Origin of the sequence: Cryobacterium sp. TMT3-29-2, assembly GCF_004564305.1 — a bacterium.
Taxonomy (GTDB): Bacteria; Actinomycetota; Actinomycetes; order Actinomycetales; family Microbacteriaceae; genus Cryobacterium; species Cryobacterium sinapicolor.
In genome coordinates, this window is record NZ_SOGK01000072.1 from 24,207 (window position 1) to 40,666 (window position 16,460).

Genomic DNA, 16,460 nt, shown 5'->3' on the forward strand with positions numbered 1-16,460 from the left:
CCGAAACGACGGAGTGCGTCGCTGTCGCATATCGGGTCACCGGCCATCGGCGCGGGGTCTCTCCCCGTGGCCACGAAACAGCAGGGCCCGGGTCAGTAGGTATTGAGCAGGGTCGGGTCGTTGGCGATCGCGATCAGGAACGGGATCAGCAGGACCACGGCCAGGAGCTGAGCCGCCAGGCCCGCGTAGCCGACGATGAGGCCGGCGATCGCGAGTCCACGACCCTTTTCTCCGGTCTTCCCGATCTGGCTCAGCCCGATGTGGCCGGTGATGATGCCGACCAGGGAGATGCCGAGCACCGACGTCACGAGCGACACGATGGACAGCACGTTGTATTTCTCGGACGGGGCCTGCTGCGGGTAGCCCTGCTGGGTGTAGGCAGGGGCGGCCTGCGCGGGGATGGTGTCCGCGGGGTTCGCGGGCGCTGCCGGCGGCTGGAACATGGGCGGGGTAACCGGCGGCTGGTTGGGGTCGGTCATGTCGATTGCTCCTTCGGGAATGGTGCGTCTGGCGGTAATGGTACGTCTGGCGGGAATGGTGCGTCTGGGCTGCTGACCTGGCACACGGTCGGACAGGATGTCGAGCGCCGAGACAAACGGCACCCGCCGAAGCCAGAATACCCGCCCGAGGGCGAAATACCGGTGGGAGGGGGTTTCAGACCTGGATCTCGGATACCGGGAGGGTGGAATCCGCCCCGAAGTCCAGCGCCGAGGGCGGATGCCCGGCCATGATCAGTTGCGCCCCGAGGGCCGCGATCATGGCGCCGTTGTCGGTGCAGAGCGACAACGGCGGGATGCGCAGGGCGATGCCGGCGGCATCCGTGCGTTCCTGGGCCACCTGGCGTAACCGGGCGTTGGCGATCACGCCGCCGCCGAGCAGGAGTCTCGGCACGCCGAGGTCGACGCAGGCCGCGATGGCCTTGGTCAGCAGGATGTCGACGACCGCCTCCCGGAAACTGGCGGCAACGTCGGCCAACGGCACCGGCTCATCCGCGTCGCGTTTCTGCTCGACCCAGCGGGCCACCGACGTCTTCAGCCCCGAGAACGAGAAGTCATATCGGTGCTTGGCCATGTCCTTGGTCTGGCTCAGACCACGGGGGAAACGGATGGCGGTGGGGTTGCCGGCCAGCGCGGCCCGGTCGATCTGGGGTCCGCCCGGGTAGGGCAGGCCGAGCAGGCGGGCCACCTTGTCGAAGGCCTCGCCGGCGGCATCGTCGATGGTCTCCCCGAGTAGTTCGACGTCGGAGACCAGATCGCGCACCAGCAGCAGGGAGGTGTGGCCGCCGCTGACCAGGAGGGCGATCGTGGGGTACTCAAGCGGCTCCGTCATGTCGTCGGGGCCGAGGCGGAGCACATCGGCGCCCACGTGGCCGACGAGGTGGTTGACCGCGTAGATCGGCTTGCCGAGAGAGATCGCGAGCGCCTTGGCTGCCCCGACCCCGACCATGAGCGCGCCGGCCAAGCCGGGACCACAGGTCACAGCCACCGCATCGATGTCCTCCAGACGGATCCCGGCCTCCAGCGTCGCCGCCCGGATCGCCGGAACGAGCTCCTCGAGGTGCGCGCGCGCGGCCACCTCCGGCACGACTCCGCCGTAGCGGGCGTGTTCGTCCATGGACGACGCGATCGTGTTCGAGAGCAGGGTGGCGCCGCGCACGATCCCGATCCCCGTCTCGTCGCAGGAGGTCTCGATGCCGAGCACGAGCGGGTTGACGCGGTTCAGAGCGGTCAGGGCGGTCAGGGCGGTCGGGTCGGTCAGGGCGGTCATTCGGCGGCCTCCGGTTCGGCATCTGCCGGCGTCGTCTGCATCTTGGGGCCAGGAACGTGCAGGCGCATCACGATCGCGTCGACGTTGTCGGGCTGGTAGTAGCCGCGACGGATGCCCAACTCCTCGAAGCCGAGCCGGCGGTAGAGCTCCTGGGCCGGCGGGTTGTCGGCGCGCACCTCGAGGAAGACCTCCCGCACGCCCCGCTTACGGGCCTCGGTGATCAGGCTGAGCATCAGGGTGCGGCCGAGGCCGCGGCCGCGGGCCTCTTCGGTGACCGCGATGGTCTGGATGTCGCCCTCGCGCGCGCCCTGGGGGGCCTGCAGCCCTGCATAGGCCTCGATTCGATCGGGCTCGTCGGGCGGGAAGGCAACCAAGTAGTAGCAGTTCGGGTTGACCACGTCCTGGGCCATCGCCTGGACGGACCACGCATCGTTGACGAAAATGCGGGTCTCGAGCGCCATGATGGCGTCCACGTCGGCGGCTCGGGCGCGCCGCATTTGCCAGGTCATCAGCTGACCCGTTTCGGACCGTTGGACAGGGTGACATCCGGCGAGCGCAGGTAGAGCGCCTCGTCGGCGGCGAACGGGCGCCGGTGGGCCCACATCAGCTCGGCTACCTGCCCCAGCTCTCCGGCGGACACGGTGACCGCGTCGAACCGGGGAACCCCGGCGTGCGCCCAGTCCGGCTCCAGCAGCACGGCCGGCCGGGTCACGCCCGGTGCGACGACCCGGATCGGGAGCCCCTGGGCATCCGCCCCGCTGTACACGGACCAGTTCACCTCGCGGCGACGGGCGTCGGTGACGACCACGAGAGGGCCGGTGTGCCCGGCCCGGTAGCGGCCGAAGGCGAGCGCGTCGTGGCTGACGACGGGCACGAAGGGCACCCCGGCGCCGAGCGCGAAGACCCGGGCGGCGGCGATGCCCACGCGGAGGCCGGTGAAGGGGCCGGGGCCCATGCCGCCGACCACTGCGGAGAGGTCGCTGATCGGCACGGCCGCGTCGCTGAGGCAGTCGGCGATCAGGCGACCGACCACCTCGGCGTGGCGCATGGTGTCGTCGGTGGCGCGTTCGGCGATGACGCCTCGGGCGAGGTCCACGACCGCGACGCTCGTTCCGGCGGAGGTATCGATGGCGAGAAGCACCTCACCAGCCTATTCGCTGTGCCCGATTCGCTGTGCCGCCGGTTGGCTGTTCGGCCGTTCCGCCGCTTTTGCTCTCGGCCTGCCTCGAACGAATTCGACGGAGATTTTGGGGTGTAGCGCCGAATTCGGCCCGTTATGGGCTCGTGCGAGCAAAATCTCCGTCGAATTCGTCCGGCCAGCGGGGACCGTGCGGGGTGACCGTGACCGTGCGCGGCTCGTCGATGTCGAGCACCTCGGTGTCGTCGGCGACGACGGATGCGGCCGCCTCCGAGGCCCCGACCGGCCGTTCGATCTCGATGTCGAGCCAGGAGTCGGCGATGCCGTCGAGCATCCCGCGGCCCCACTCGACCACGACGATCGACCGGGCGAAATCGATGTCGAGGTCGTCCAGCTCGAGGGCGCTTCCGAGCCGGTAGGCGTCGACGTGCACGAGCGGTGGCCCGCCGATCGTGCTCGGGTGCGTGCGCGCCAGCACGAATGTGGGGCTCGTGACCGAGCCGCGCACCTGCAGACCCTCCCCCAGACCGCGGGTGAAGGTCGTCTTCCCGGCGCCGAGCGGTCCGGTCAGCACGATCAGGTCACCGGCCCGCAGCAGCCCCGCGACCGTGCGGCCGAACTCGTGCATTTCGGCGGCGTCCGGGATGACGGTGCGCATCAGCGGGAACCGGTGCCGGGCCGGGCCTCGGTGCCGGGCCGGGAACCCGTGCCGGGGCGGGAACCCGTGCCGGGGCGGGAACCCGTGCCGGGGCGGGAACCGGTGCCGGGGCGGCCCACGCCATCGACCGCAGCGGGCCGGTCCGAGCCGCCGGCCGCATTGCCGATCTCGCCCCGGTAGCTGCGGGGAACCCGGCGGCCGATCCGGGTGACGATCTCGTAGTTGATGGTGCCGGCGGCGTCGGCCCAGTCGGTGGCGCTCGGCACACCCGTCTCCGGGTTGCCGAACAGCACCACCTCGTCGCCGACCGCCACACTCGTCTGGCCGACGTCCACGACGAACTGGTCCATCGCGATGCGCCCGACCAGCGGATGAGGGTGGCCATTGATGTCGACCTGCGCGGTTTCGGAGGCCTGACGCGGCACGCCGTCCGCGTAGCCGAGCGGCACGAGGGCGAGGTGGCCGTCGACCGGCGCCCGCCAGAGGTAGTCGTAGGACACCCCGGCACCCGCGGACACGGGCCGCACCGCGGCGACGCGACCCCGCAGCGTCATCGCCGGGGTGAGGCCGAGCTCCCGGGAGGTCTGGTCCGGGAACGGCGACAGCCCGTAGATGCCGATGCCCACCCGCACCATCGAGAAACGGGCGGCCGGCACCCGCAGCGCCGCCGCCGTGGAGGCCAGGTGGATCAGCGGCGGCGTCAACCCGGCGTCGACGGCGAGGGCGACGCCGCGTTCGAAGCGTTCGACGGCCTCGGCGTCATCGGCCGGGGACGCGTTCGACAGGTGGCTGAAGATCCCGGTCACGGTCAGGCGGGAGGCCTGCTCAAGCTCGGCCGCCAGGGCGAACGTCTCGGCCCAGTCCGGTTCGTGCACGCCGTTGCGGTTGAGTCCGGTGTCCAGTTTGAGGTGCACATCGGCCACGCGGCCGAGAGCGGTGGCGGCGCCTGCGACCTGGCGCAGCTGCCGCGCCGAGGACAGCCCGAGGCTGATGTTCCGGGCGATGGCGGCGGTGAAATCGGCATCCGGATCGTGCAGCCAGGCCAGAAGGGGCGCGTCGATGCCGGCGGCCCGCAGTTCGAGCGCCTCGTCGATGTCGGCCACCCCGAGCCAGTCGGCGCCGGCCGCGAGCGCGGTGCGGGCGACCGGAACGGCCCCGTGGCCGTAGGCGTTGGCCTTGACCACGGCCATCAGGTGCGGGGTGCCGGCCATCTGCTTGAGGTGCACGACGTTCGCGTAGACCGCGCGCAGGTCGACGACGGCTTCGCGGTACCCGGTCATGCCGCACCCTCCGTGACCACGAAGGCGCAGGCCACGCCGGCGTCGTGGGTCATGGTCAGGTGGACCGTGTCGATGCCGCGGGCCGTCAACGCGGCCGCGGCGGCTCCGTGCAGGACGAAGCCCGGGTTGCCGTGGGCATCGGTCACGACTGCCATCTCCTGCCAACTGGCGCCGGCACTCTCGCCGAGCGCCTTGATGAGCGCCTCCTTGGCCGCGAAGCGCGCGGCCAAGGAGTGCAGCGGCAACTCGCGCTCGGCTTCCGTGAAGAGCCGACGAATCAGCCCGGGCGTGCGCAGGACCTGCCGTTCGAAGCGGGCGAGGTCGACGATGTCGACCCCGATGCCCCGGATCATGCCGTCATCCTCTGCACCCTGTTTTGCCCTCCGACTACTCGACTCGCACTATTCGACGGTGACGGACTTGGCCAGGTTACGGGGCTGGTCCACGTCGAGTCCCTTCGCCGTGGCGAGTTCCATGGCGAAGATCTGCAGCGGCACGACGGCCAGAAGCGGTTCGAACAGCGGCGCTGCCAGCGGGATGCGGATCACGGTGTCCGCGAACGGCAGCACCGCGACATCGCCCTCTTCGGCGATCGCGATGATGCGCGCACCTCGGGCCCGGATCTCCTGGATGTTCGAGACCACCTTGGGGTGCAGGTGCGCGGAGCCCCGCGGGCTCGGCACGACGACGAAGACCGGCTGGCCGGGCTCGATCAGAGCGATCGGCCCGTGCTTGAGCTCTCCGGCGGCGAAACCCTCCGCGTGGATGTAGGCGAGCTCCTTGAGCTTGAGCGCCCCCTCGAGAGCGATCGGGAAGCCCACGTGCCGGCCGAGGAACAGCACGGCCCGGGTGTCACTCATCCAGTTGGCCAGTTCGTGGACGGTCGATTCCTGCAGCAGGGTGGTCGCGATCTTCGCCGGGATGCCCTGCAGCTCGACGACCTGCTCCACCTGCTCGGCCTCGGTCAGGCTCCCCCGCACTCGCGCCAGGTGAAGCGCGAACAGATAGAGGGCGGCGATCTGGGCGACGAACGCCTTCGTCGAGGCGACGGCCACTTCGGGACCGGCATGCGTGTAGATGACCGCGTCGGACTCACGCGGGATGGTGGCACCCTGGGTGTTGCAGATCGAGATGGCCTTCGCGCCCGCCTCCCGGGCGTACTTGACGGCCATCAGCGTGTCCATGGTCTCGCCGGACTGGCTGATCGAGATGACCAGGGTCTCGGGGTCAAGAATCGGGTCGCGGTAGCGGAATTCGTGGCTGAGCTCGACGTCGACCGGCACGCGGGCCCACTTTTCGATGGCGTACTTCGCCGTCTGACCGGCGTAAGCGGCCGTTCCGCAGGCGATGATCACGATGCGACGGATGCCCGCGAGCACGTCGTCTCCGAATTCGGTCAGCTCGGGAACGACGGCCTGGCCCTCGTGGATGCGGCCCCGCAGGGTATTGCGCACGGCATCCGGCTGCTCGGAGACTTCCTTCGCCATGAAGCTGGACCAGCCGCCCTTCTCGGACGCGGAGGCATCCCAGGCGATGTCGAATTCTTCCACCTCGACGGCGTTGCCGTCGAAGTCGGTGACGGTGACGAGGTCGGGCGTGATGGTGACGATCTGGTCCTGGCCGATGGCCACCGCGCGGCGGGTGTATTCGACGAAGGCCGCGACGTCGGAGCCGAGGAAGTTCTCGCCGTCGCCCAGGCCGATCACGAGCGGGGAGTTGCGGCGGGCGCCGACGACGATGCCGGGCTGGTCCTGGTGCACGGCGAGGAGGGTGAAGGCGCCGTCCAGGCGGGAGACGACCGCGCGGAACGCCGCGCCCAGGTCTCCGACGCGCTGGTATTCCCGGCCGAGCAGGATGGCCGCGACCTCGGTGTCGGTCTCGCTCTCGAAGGTGAAGCCCTCGGCGAGGAGTTCGTCCTTGAGTACGGAGAAGTTTTCGATGATGCCATTGTGGATCAGGGCGAGCTTGCCGTTGTCGCCCAGGTGCGGGTGCGCGTTCGAGTCGGTCGGCGCACCGTGGGTGGCCCACCGGGTGTGTCCGATCCCGGTGTTGCCGTTGTTGATCGGGTTCGCCGCGAGTTCGGCGGCCAGCACGGCCAGTTTTCCCGCGCGTTTGGACGTATTGAGGGTGCCCTCAGAATCGATGACGGCGATGCCCGCGGAGTCGTACCCGCGATATTCGAGCCGCCGCAGACCTCCCATCAGGACCTGAACGCTCTTGTTGTCTCCTACGTATCCGACGATTCCACACATGGGTCCGATTTTAGTCCGAGTAAGCTCGGTGGAATGTCCGATCCGGTTGCGAGTCCCTGGAACAACGGCCACAGCACTCCCTTCGTCGAACTGGACCGGGCAGACTGGGCCGCCCTCGCGCCAACCACCCGGCTTCCACTACGGGAGACGGAGATCGTGCAGCTGCGCGGGCTGGGTGAGCCGCTCGACCTGCAAGAGGTCACGGATGTCTACCTGCCGCTCAGCCGCCTGCTGAACCTCTACGCCGCCGGAGCCCGGCAGCTGCACCGCGCCACGAGCGACTTTCTCGGGGAGCGTGCCCAGCGCACGCCGTTCGTGATCGGCGTCGCCGGGTCGGTCGCGGTGGGCAAGTCCACCATCGCCCGCCTGCTGCGCGAGCTGCTCGCCCGCTGGGAGGACACGCCGCGGGTCGAGCTGGTGACCACCGACGGCTTTCTGCTGCCCAACGCGGAACTCACAAGGCGGGGCCTGATGGACCGCAAGGGGTTCCCCGAGTCCTACGACCGACGCGCCCTGCTGCGCTTCGTCGCCGCGGTCAAGAGCGGCGCCGCCGAGGTGCGGTCGCCGTTCTATTCACATCTCAGCTACGACATCGTTCCCGACGCCCAGATCGTGGTGCGGCAGCCTGACATCCTGATCGTCGAGGGACTCAACGTGTTGCAGCCGCCCGGGCCGGGTCACGGGCTCGCTGTCAGTGACCTGTTCGACTTCACGGTATACGTGGACGCGCGCACGCAGGACATCGAGCGCTGGTACGAGGAGCGCTTCCTCAAGCTGCAGCGCGGCGCGTTCAGCAACCCGAAGTCGTATTTCCACCGGTACGCGAGCATGACCGAGGCCGAGGCGCGGAGCCGGGCCCGGGAGATCTGGACCGAGATCAACGAACCCAACCTGTTGCGGAACATCCGGCCGACCCGCTCTCGGGCGACCCTCGTGCTGCGCAAGGACCCGAACCACTCCGTCTCCAAGGTGCTGCTGCGCAAGGTGTGACCCGCCCAGGGCCCGACCCGCACAGGGCCGACCCGCCCAGGGCCCGACCCGCACAGGGAGAGCCCGCTCGGCCGCTTGCACGGCGGGGAGGGTCCTCGCGACTAGAGGGCGAGCTGCAGGCGCACGATGTCGGCCAGCTCGTGCGCGAGCCGGTCAGCGGTGACCTGGTCGGCCGCTTCGACCATGACGCGCACCATGGGCTCGGTCCCCGACGGGCGCAGCAGCACCCGGCCGGTGTCGCCGAGCTCCGCCTCGGCGGCGCGGACGGCCTCCGCGATGACCTCGTTGGTGTTCAACCCGTGGTGGTTGACGTCGCGCACGTTGACCAGGATCTGCGGGAAGACCGTCATCACCGAGGCGAGCTCGGCGAGGGTCTTGCCGGTGCGGGCCATTTCGGCGACCAGGTGCAGCCCGGTCAGAATGCCGTCACCGGTCGTGGCGAACTTAGTCATGATCACATGGCCGGATTGCTCGCCGCCGAGGGACAGCCCGTCGATGTTGAGCTCTTCGAGCACGTAGCGGTCGCCGACCTTGGTCTCGACCATGCGGATGTCATTGGCCGCCATGGCCTTGCGCAGGCCAAGGTTGCTCATCACCGTGGCCACGAGGGTGCGGTCCTTCAGCACCCCGCGCTCGGCCATGGACACCGCGAGGATCGCCATGATCTGGTCGCCGTCGACGATGTTGCCGTCGCGGTCGACGGCCAGGCAGCGATCCGCGTCGCCGTCGTGGGCGATTCCGACGTCGGCGCCTGCTTCGAGCACGGCGCGCGCGAGGTTGTCGAGGTGGGTGGAGCCCACTCCGTCGTTGATGTTGTTGCCGTCGGGGTCGGCGCCGATGACCGTGAGGGTGGCACCGGCATCCGTGAAGACCTGCGGCGACACGCCGGCGGCGGCGCCGTGTGCGCAGTCGAGCACGACGTGGATACCGTCCAGACGGTGCGGCAGGGTGCCGAGCAGATGCACGACGTAGCGGTCTTCCGCATCGGCGAAGCGGCTGATGCGACCGACGTCGCCGCCGATCGGTGTGAGCATGTCCAGCGACAGGTGCTCTTCGATCCGGTCCTCGACATCGTCGGGAAGCTTCGTTCCCCCGAAGGCGAAGAACTTGATGCCGTTGTCGGGGGCGGGGTTGTGCGAGGCCGAGATCATCACGCCGAAGTCAGCGCCGATATCGGCGATCAGGAAAGCGGCGGCGGGGGTCGGGATGACGCCCGCGTCGAGCACATCGACGCCGGAACTCGCCAGCCCGGCAGCGACCGCGGCCGAAATGAATTCGCCGGAGATCCGGGGATCCCGAGCGAGCACCGCGACGGGCCGACGGCCCGCTGCGCGGCGCAACTCCGCGCGGCGGCCCTGAGTGAGGACCGCCGCGCTGGCCTGGGCGAGGCCCAGGGCGAGGCCAGCCGTGAGTTCACGGTTGGCCAGACCCCGGACGCCGTCCGTGCCGAATAGCCGAGGCATCTTTACAGTGCCGACTCTCGACTTAGCGCTTCGAGAACTGAGGCGCCTTGCGGGCCTTCTTGAGTCCGGCCTTCTTGCGCTCCTTGACGCGAGCGTCACGGTTGAGGAAGCCGGCCTTCTTCAGGATGGCGCGGTTGTTCTCTTCGTCGATCTGGTTGAGCGAACGCGCAATGCCGAGACGCAGGGCGCCGGCCTGGCCGGACGGTCCACCACCGGTGATGCGGGCGATGACGTCGTAGCTGCCGATGAGGTCGAGAACCTTGAACGGGTCGTTGATGAGCTGCTGGTGCAGCTTGTTCGGGAAGTAGTCTTCGAACTCGCGGCCGTTGACCGTGATGGTGCCGGAGCCGGGGACGATGCGCACGCGGGCGATGGCCTGCTTGCGACGGCCGACGGCTGCGCCGGGAACGTTGAGGATGGCGCGGGGCGCCTTGGTTACAGTCTCGGTCGGAGTCTCGGTCGAGTAGCTCTCCGGAGCCTGGTCAATCTGATCTGCGATTTTCGCCACGATGGTGTGAATCCTTTTTTCTTAGAATCGAAAAGTCTGGAGGCCGGCGCTACTGAGCGACCTGGGCGAGGGTGTACGGCTTGGGCTGCTGCGCGGCGTGCGGGTGCTCCGGGCCGGCGTAGACCTTGAGCTTGGCCAGCTGTGCGCGGCCGAGGGTGTTCTTCGGCAGCATGCCACGGATGGCCTTTTCGACCGCACGGGTCGGGTGCTTTTCGAGCATCTCCGAGTAGTTGGTGGCCGTCAGGCCGCCCGGGTAACCGGAGTGGCGGTACGCCATCTTCAGGTCGAGCTTCTTGCCGGTGAGGGCGATCTTCTCGGCATTGACGATGATGACGAAGTCGCCCATGTCCATGTGGGGAGAGAACGTGGCCTTGTGCTTCCCGCGAAGGAGAATGGCGGCGTGGCTGGCAAGACGACCGAGCACGATGTCGGTGGCGTCGATGACGACCCAGTCGTGCTGGACTTCGCTTGCCTTGGGGGTATAAGTGCGCGTCACTATTGAACTGCTTTCTGGTTTCGAACGGAGGTGTTCGTGAATCCCGCTCCGGGTGTGTTCCCAGAGGGGGAACACGATCGATGGAGGGCTCACGTTCGTGTGTCTGGCTGCAACGCACAGACACCAAGGAATAACACTAACGCGGTGGGCCCGGCAGCGCAATTCCCGGGCTACTCGGTGTCGTCGATGAGTTCCCGGCGAGCGCGGGTCTCCCGGGCCCGCAGGGCGAGCAGCTCGTCGGCCGGATAGCCGACCTCCAGCAGCGCGAGACCCTGGGCCGGCATCACCTTGAACTCGCTGGTGCGGGCCCGCTCGATCCGGAGGTCTACCAGGCGGTCCCCGGCCAGGCGGCCCTCCCCCACGGCGACGCAGGCGCCGACCAGCGCACGCACCATGCTGTGGCAGAAGGCGTCGGCCTGAACGGATGCGACGAGTACGCCATCCGGATCGCGGCGCCAGCGGAACTCCTGCAGGGTGCGGATCGTCGTGGCGCCCGGACGCGGCTTGCAATAGGTGGCGAAGTCGTGCAGGCCGATCAGCGTCGCGGCTGCCGCGTCCATGGCGTCCACGTCGAGGGCGAAGCCGTGCCAGGTGGTGCGGAACCGCTGCAGCGGGTCGTGCCCGACGACGGAGTCGGCGATCCGGTATTCGTAGCGCCGGTAGAGCGCGGAGAACCGGGCGTCGAACCCGGGCGGTGCGAGAACGGAGGACTTGATCACGATTTCGGGCTGGGTGACGAGGATGCCGCTGAGCCGCCGCTGCACCATGACCGCCAGCGGCGTCGGAGGCCGGCCCTTGCCGCGGGAGATGCGCACCAGACCGTCGGCCTGGTCGGGGTTCAGATCGAAGTGGGCGACCTGTCCGGTGGCGTGCACGCCGGCATCCGTTCTCCCGGCCACGGTCAGAATCGGGGTCGGCGGGTGGCTGTGCAGGATGCCCGCCAGCCCGGCCTCGATCTGGCCCTGCACCGTGCGGAGGCCCGGCTGCGTCGCCCAGCCGCTCATGCCGGTGCCATCGTAGGCGATGTCGAGTCTGATCCGAGTGGTGCCCGCTGCTTGGATCTCGTCGGGCGCCGGGGGAAGAATCACGGAGGTAAGTGTACGGTCCGGTCCGGGTTATCGTTGAACCCGGACTTCGGTCCTCCCCCCCATGAAACCCTGCAGCCCCCGCCCTCTGACGCTCATCCGCACTCCGTGAGCGTCCACCCGAAACGCCTGGCCGGTCTCGACGGCCTGCGTGGCATCGCCGTGGCTCTGGTCGTCGTGTTCCACTTCTTCCCGGCGGTCCTGCCCGGCGGGTTCATCGGGGTCGACGTCTTCTTCGTGATCAGCGGCTTCCTGATCACGGGTCTGCTTATCGGCGAACGGGACGAAACCGGACGGATCGCGCTCGGCCGCTTCTGGAAACGACGGGCCCTGCGCCTGGTGCCGCCGCTGATCCCACTGGTGCTGATTCTGTGCACGGCCGCCTGGCTGATCGGCGGGGACGTGCTGGTGGGCCTCGGCTGGCAGCTGGTCGGCGCGATCACCTTCGGCTACAACTGGGTGTCGATCGCCGGCTCGGCGAGCTACTTCAGCGCCACGGCGCCGGAACTGTTCCGCAACCTGTGGTCGCTGGCGGTCGAGGAGCAGTTCTACCTGGTCTGGCCGTTCGCCCTCCTCGGACTCCTGTTGGTGCGGAACGGCTGGCTGCGCCTGGCACTGGTCGCCGCCCTGGCTCTGGCCTCCGCCGCCTGGATGGGGCTGCTGTACGAGGCCGTCGACCCCACCCGGGTGTACTACGGCTCGGACACGCATAGCTTCGGGCTCTTCACCGGCGCGGCGCTCGCCCTGCTGCTGCGCCGTTCCGGCTTCCCGAGCGGTCCGGCTCCCCGCCTCGCCGCCCTGCTCGGCCGCTGGCGCTCGCGGCTGGGCGTGGCCGCCCTCGCCGGGCTGCTGGTCGCGGCGCTCACCCTGCCCGACACCGGGATGGTGACCTATCGCGGCGGACTGCTGCTGGTGAGCCTGTTGACCGCGGTCGTGATCTGGGCGGCCGTGCGCGGGCCCGGCTTCGGCCCGGCGCTGGACACCGGGCCGCTCCGCTACCTGGGCGAACGCTCCTACGGCATCTACCTGTGGCACTGGCCGGTGCTCGTGCTCGTTCAGGCGGCGTGGCCGGCGGCCGGCGTGTCACAGCCCGTGCTGACGGGCATTGGAGTCGGGATGCTGGCAGGCGCGCTGACACTGCTGGCGGCCGGTGCGTCGTACCGCTGGCTCGAACTTCCGGTGCGCACGACGGGGGTGCGCGGCAGCATCCGTCGTCTCAATTCCCGCATGACGGGGGTGCGCGGCCGGTTCGTCCTCCTCGGCCTGGTCGGCGCCACCGCCCTGTTCCTGACGACCGGCACGACCGCGGCCCTGGTCACCGCTCCCACCCAGACGAGCGCCCAGAACGAGATCGAACGCGGCGAGAAGGCGGTGGATGCTGCGGAACGGCAGGCCGAGCAGGCCGCCCGGCGCACGTCCCGGCCGGCCGCCAGCGCCCTTGACCGTCCGGCGCCCGGGGACCTGATCACGGCGGTGGGCGACTCGGTCATGCTCGCGTCGGCAGCCGAGTTGCAGGCGGACTTTCCGGGGATCGCGATCGACGCCACTGTGTCCCGTGGCATGGGGGCCGCTCCCGACATCCTGGCCGCCCAGGCCGAGGCGAGCACCCTTCGGCCGGTCGTCGTCGTCGGTCTCGGCACCAACGGCCCGATCCGGGCGAGTCAGCTGGCGGCGATCCGCACCGTGATCGGCCCTGACCGGGAGCTGATCCTGGTCACTGCCTTCGCGGAGCGTGACTGGACGGCCGGGGTGAACGAAGACCTGGCCCGGTTCTCGGCGCGTCACCGCCAGGTCGAGCTGGCCGACTGGCACGCCGCGATCGCGCCGCACACCGAGGTGCTCGCCGAGGACAACATCCATCCCGGTCCGGCCGGCGGCCGGATCTACGCCGACGCCATTCGAGCCGCACTGAAACGGCTCGCCGAGCCCCCGCCGGAGCCGGGCCTCGAGGTGTATCGCCTGCCGGACCCTGCCGGGTCAGCGGTTCCCCGGCCGCCGCTGCTGCTGCCGTGACCGGGGAGCGCTAGAGTTCGACGGTGAAGGCCAGCCTGCGGGTGGTGGGCGTGAACCCCATCCCCAGATATAGGTTGAGCGCGCCGGTCGGACTCTCGGAGTCCACGATCAGGGTCGCCCGAGCCAGACCCTCGGTGCGTGCGGCGCGCAGGTGCGCGGACAGCAGGGCCCGCGCGATGCGCTTGCCGCGCCATCCGTCGATCACGCCGACGAGGTCGACGTGGCTGCCGGTGTAACCCTGGTTGACCCAGTCGTCCTGGTTGACCGTGGCGAGGGCAAACCCCACGACCTGCTGGGATCCGTCGCGACCGGCCGCGAGGGCCAGAAACGAGAGGTCGGGGCGGAATATGCGACTCGTCACGAAGGAGTCCCAGGCTTCGTCACTCATCGGCTGGCTCGCCCAATGGTCCCGGAACGACGAGTTCCGCGCCGCGTGAGCGGCCCGGGAAAGTTGCGGGGTGTACCCGATGACGCGGACGTCGCCGGGAAGGTCGATCTCCGGGATCGGCTGGTCGAGGCGCCGCTCGAGTGATTGGAAGTACCGCGCACATTCCATGCCCAGGCGCCGGAACAACCGGACGCTGCGGTAGGCGGCCTCGTCGGTGTAGGCCAGGATCCATCGCGGAACTGCGGGGGCCGCGATGGCCAGCTGCTGCTCGGCCCGGCCCAGTTGCCACGTGAGCAGTTCCTGGCCGATACCGCGCCCGCGGTAGTCCGGGTGCACCCCGCCGACCAGGATCGATCGGGCCAGGGTCTCGCGCCGAGTCGGCGCCATCACCATCCCCGTCGCCGCGAGGGTGCCGTCGCGAGCGACCCCGATCAGGGAGTCCTGCTCCGGGTCGAAGTACGACAGGCCGAAGTCCCGCACGATTCCCTCCCGCGTCGTCAGGTGGTGGGGATGGTCTGCCTTCCCCACGATCCGGGTGAACCGCCACAGGTCATCGACGTCCGCCACCGTTGCCGGACGCCACCTTACGATCTCCGGATGGGACGCCCCAAGCGCGTCGATCGGCAGTGCCACGCTCCTGCTCGGGGTCGCAGTCCGGGTTCGAGTCGGGCGTTCCATGGCGCATACCGTAGCCGGGGTGCCGCAGGGACGATAGGCCGTTGCCCGGGCACGGAAAAGGGGCCCGACCGAAGTCGGGCCCCTTTCGATTCAACGCAGCGATTCAGCTGGGCCGAGTCAGCACAGTGTGCTTACTTGGATTCCTCAGCGTCGGCGGCGACGTCACCCTCGACGACGTCAGCGCCCTGCGCTGCGTCCTCGGCGACGACCTCGGCCGGAGCCTCGACAACGGGCGCTGCCGCGGCAGGCTTGGAAGCAGCCTTGACGGAGGAGCGCTTGACCTTCGGGGTGACGGGCTCGAGAACGAGCTCCATCTGCACCATCGAAGCGTTGTCACCCTTGCGGAAGCCGAGCTTCGTGATGCGGGTGTAGCCGCCCTCACGAAGAGCGACCTGAGGTGCGATCTCGGTGAAGAGCTCATGCACGACGGTCTTGTCGCCGATGGTGGCGAGCACGCGACGGCGGGCGTGAAGGTCGCCCTTCTTTGCGAAGGTGATCAGTCGCTCGGCGACCGGACGCAGGCGCTTGGCGCGCGTCTCGGTCGTCTTGATGGACTTGTGGGTGAACAGGGATGCGGCCAGGTTGGCGAGCATGAGGCGCTCGTGGGCCGGTCCGCCTCCGAGGCGGGCTCCCTTAGTGGGCGTAGGCATTGGTTATCTCCAGTATCAAAGTCGAAAGTCAGTCTGAACGACTGCTTTAGATGGTTTCTTCGTCGTAGCCGCTGTAGAAGTGGGCACCGTCGAATCCGGGCACCGAGTCCTTCAGGGACAGGCCAAGCTCAACGAGCTTGTCCTTGACCTCATCCACCGACTTCTGTCCGAAGTTGCGGATGTTCATCAGCTGGGTCTCCGAGAGGGCGACCAATTCGCTGACGTTGTTGATGCCCTCGCGCTTGAGGCAGTTGTACGAGCGAACCGACAGATCGAGGTCTTCGATCGGAATCGACAGTTCGGTCGACAGGACGGCGTCGACCGGCGCGGGGCCGATCTCGATGCCCTCTGCGGCGGTGTTCAGCTCGCGGGCCAGCCCGAACAGCTCGGTCAGGGTGCGACCGGCGGATGCGATGGCGTCGCGAGGCGAAATCGCCGACTTGGTCTCCACGTCAACGACGAGGCGGTCGAAGTCGGTGCGCTCACCGGCACGAGTCGCCTCGACGCGGTAGGTCACCTTGAGCACGGGCGAGTAGATCGAGTCGACGGGAATCTGGCCGGCCTCGGAGTACTCGTTGCGGTTCTGGGTGGCCGACACGTAGCCGCGGCCGCGCTCGATGGTCAGCTCGAGTTCGAACTTGGCCTTGTCGTTCAGCGTTGCGATGACCAGTTCGGGGTTGTGGACCTCGACCCCGGCCGGAGCCGAGATGTCGGCGGCCGTGACCTGGCCGGCACCCTGCTTGCGCAGGTACGCGGTGATGGGCTCGTCGTGCTCACTGGAGATGACGAGGCCCTTGATGTTCAGGATGATCTCGGTGACGTCTTCCTTGACACCGGGAACGGTGCTGAACTCGTGCAGCACACCGTCGATCCGGATGCTGGTGACAGCGGCTCCGGGGATCGAGGACAGGAGGGTGCGGCGCATGGAGTTGCCGAGGGTGTAACCGAAACCAGGCTCAAGAGGTTCGATGACGAACCTGGATCGGAACTCCGAGATGTTCTCTTCGGTGAGCGTGGGGCGCTGTGCAATAAGCACTGTTGATTCCTTTCGGCTAAGTGTCCGCTATATGACACTTGCGTGGCGAGGTTTTGAG

General features: G+C 68.8%; 17 protein-coding genes. 2 read left to right on the forward strand and 15 right to left on the reverse strand.

Annotation, left to right across the window (positions count from 1 at the left end; genetic code table 11):
* Positions 1 to 92: 92 nt before the first annotated feature.
* The 8 genes from E3O67_RS08435 to glmS all read right to left on the reverse strand — a co-directional run bounded on the left by E3O67_RS08435 (position 93) and on the right by glmS (position 7,095).
* Complete coding sequence (locus E3O67_RS08435) at positions 93 to 479, reverse strand: DUF4190 domain-containing protein (RefSeq protein WP_134427487.1); 387 nt, start codon at positions 477 to 479, stop codon at positions 93 to 95.
* Positions 480 to 654: 175 nt separating this feature from the next.
* On the reverse strand, positions 655 to 1,767 hold the full coding sequence (gene tsaD, locus E3O67_RS08440) for a tRNA (adenosine(37)-N6)-threonylcarbamoyltransferase complex transferase subunit TsaD (RefSeq protein WP_134427484.1): 1,113 nt from the start codon (positions 1,765 to 1,767) through the stop codon (positions 655 to 657).
* Positions 1,764 to 2,276, reverse strand: a complete 513-nt coding sequence (gene rimI, locus E3O67_RS08445) for a ribosomal protein S18-alanine N-acetyltransferase (RefSeq protein WP_135102457.1) — start codon at positions 2,274 to 2,276, stop codon at positions 1,764 to 1,766. Before rimI ends, tsaD begins: the two co-directional genes overlap by 4 nt.
* Positions 2,276 to 2,908, reverse strand: coding sequence for a tRNA (adenosine(37)-N6)-threonylcarbamoyltransferase complex dimerization subunit type 1 TsaB (gene tsaB, locus E3O67_RS08450; protein ID WP_134427478.1), 633 nt, complete (start codon positions 2,906 to 2,908; stop codon positions 2,276 to 2,278). The genes rimI and tsaB overlap by 1 nt, the downstream gene beginning before the upstream one ends.
* Positions 2,909 to 3,041: 133 nt before the next feature.
* Positions 3,042 to 3,563, reverse strand: a complete 522-nt coding sequence (gene tsaE / locus E3O67_RS08455) for a tRNA (adenosine(37)-N6)-threonylcarbamoyltransferase complex ATPase subunit type 1 TsaE (protein ID WP_134427475.1) — start codon at positions 3,561 to 3,563, stop codon at positions 3,042 to 3,044.
* On the reverse strand, positions 3,563 to 4,843 hold the full coding sequence (alr, locus tag E3O67_RS08460) for an alanine racemase (protein ID WP_134427472.1): 1,281 nt from the start codon (positions 4,841 to 4,843) through the stop codon (positions 3,563 to 3,565). The genes tsaE and alr overlap by 1 nt, the downstream gene beginning before the upstream one ends.
* Positions 4,840 to 5,196, reverse strand: a complete 357-nt coding sequence (locus tag E3O67_RS08465) for a holo-ACP synthase (RefSeq protein WP_134427469.1) — start codon at positions 5,194 to 5,196, stop codon at positions 4,840 to 4,842. The genes alr and E3O67_RS08465 overlap by 4 nt, the downstream gene beginning before the upstream one ends.
* A gap of 48 nt (positions 5,197 to 5,244) precedes the next feature.
* Positions 5,245 to 7,095 (reverse strand): glutamine--fructose-6-phosphate transaminase (isomerizing), encoded by a 1,851-nt coding sequence (glmS, locus tag E3O67_RS08470; RefSeq protein WP_135102458.1) that lies wholly within the window; start codon positions 7,093 to 7,095, stop codon positions 5,245 to 5,247.
* Positions 7,096 to 7,128: 33 nt separating this feature from the next.
* Here glmS and coaA point away from each other — a divergent pair, with 33 nt between their 5' ends.
* Entirely contained in the window at positions 7,129 to 8,085 is a 957-nt protein-coding gene (gene coaA, locus E3O67_RS08475; RefSeq protein ID WP_134427463.1) for a type I pantothenate kinase, read from the forward strand.
* Between the two features lie 101 nt (positions 8,086 to 8,186).
* Here coaA and glmM read toward each other — a convergent pair whose 3' ends face one another.
* The 4 genes from glmM to E3O67_RS08495 all read right to left on the reverse strand — a co-directional run bounded on the left by glmM (position 8,187) and on the right by E3O67_RS08495 (position 11,556).
* Positions 8,187 to 9,548 (reverse strand): phosphoglucosamine mutase, encoded by a 1,362-nt coding sequence (gene glmM, locus E3O67_RS08480; RefSeq protein ID WP_134427460.1) that lies wholly within the window; start codon positions 9,546 to 9,548, stop codon positions 8,187 to 8,189.
* Between the two features lie 22 nt (positions 9,549 to 9,570).
* Positions 9,571 to 10,056, reverse strand: a complete 486-nt coding sequence (rpsI, locus tag E3O67_RS08485) for a 30S ribosomal protein S9 (protein WP_134427457.1) — start codon at positions 10,054 to 10,056, stop codon at positions 9,571 to 9,573.
* A 49-nt stretch (positions 10,057 to 10,105) separates the two neighbouring features.
* Positions 10,106 to 10,552, reverse strand: coding sequence for a 50S ribosomal protein L13 (gene rplM, locus E3O67_RS08490; protein WP_134363342.1), 447 nt, complete (start codon positions 10,550 to 10,552; stop codon positions 10,106 to 10,108).
* 170 nt (positions 10,553 to 10,722) lie between these two features.
* A complete protein-coding gene (locus tag E3O67_RS08495; protein WP_135102470.1) occupies positions 10,723 to 11,556 on the reverse strand; it encodes a tRNA pseudouridine(38-40) synthase TruA in 834 nt (277 codons plus the stop codon).
* A 189-nt stretch (positions 11,557 to 11,745) separates the two neighbouring features.
* On the opposite strand from E3O67_RS08495, the gene E3O67_RS08500 reads away from it, so the two are divergent.
* Entirely contained in the window at positions 11,746 to 13,650 is a 1,905-nt protein-coding gene (locus E3O67_RS08500; RefSeq protein ID WP_135102459.1) for an acyltransferase family protein, read from the forward strand.
* A 10-nt stretch (positions 13,651 to 13,660) separates the two neighbouring features.
* Here the strand turns inward: E3O67_RS08500 and E3O67_RS08505 are convergent, their stop codons facing one another.
* The 3 genes from E3O67_RS08505 to E3O67_RS08515 form a co-directional block, all read right to left on the reverse strand.
* Positions 13,661 to 14,671: a GNAT family N-acetyltransferase gene (locus E3O67_RS08505; RefSeq protein ID WP_167726542.1), complete on the reverse strand. Its 1,011-nt coding sequence runs from the start codon at positions 14,669 to 14,671 to the stop codon at positions 13,661 to 13,663.
* A 176-nt stretch (positions 14,672 to 14,847) separates the two neighbouring features.
* Entirely contained in the window at positions 14,848 to 15,366 is a 519-nt protein-coding gene (gene rplQ, locus E3O67_RS08510; RefSeq protein WP_134427448.1) for a 50S ribosomal protein L17, read from the reverse strand.
* A gap of 46 nt (positions 15,367 to 15,412) precedes the next feature.
* Positions 15,413 to 16,402: a DNA-directed RNA polymerase subunit alpha gene (locus tag E3O67_RS08515; protein WP_134365630.1), complete on the reverse strand. Its 990-nt coding sequence runs from the start codon at positions 16,400 to 16,402 to the stop codon at positions 15,413 to 15,415.
* Positions 16,403 to 16,460: the final 58 nt, after the last annotated feature.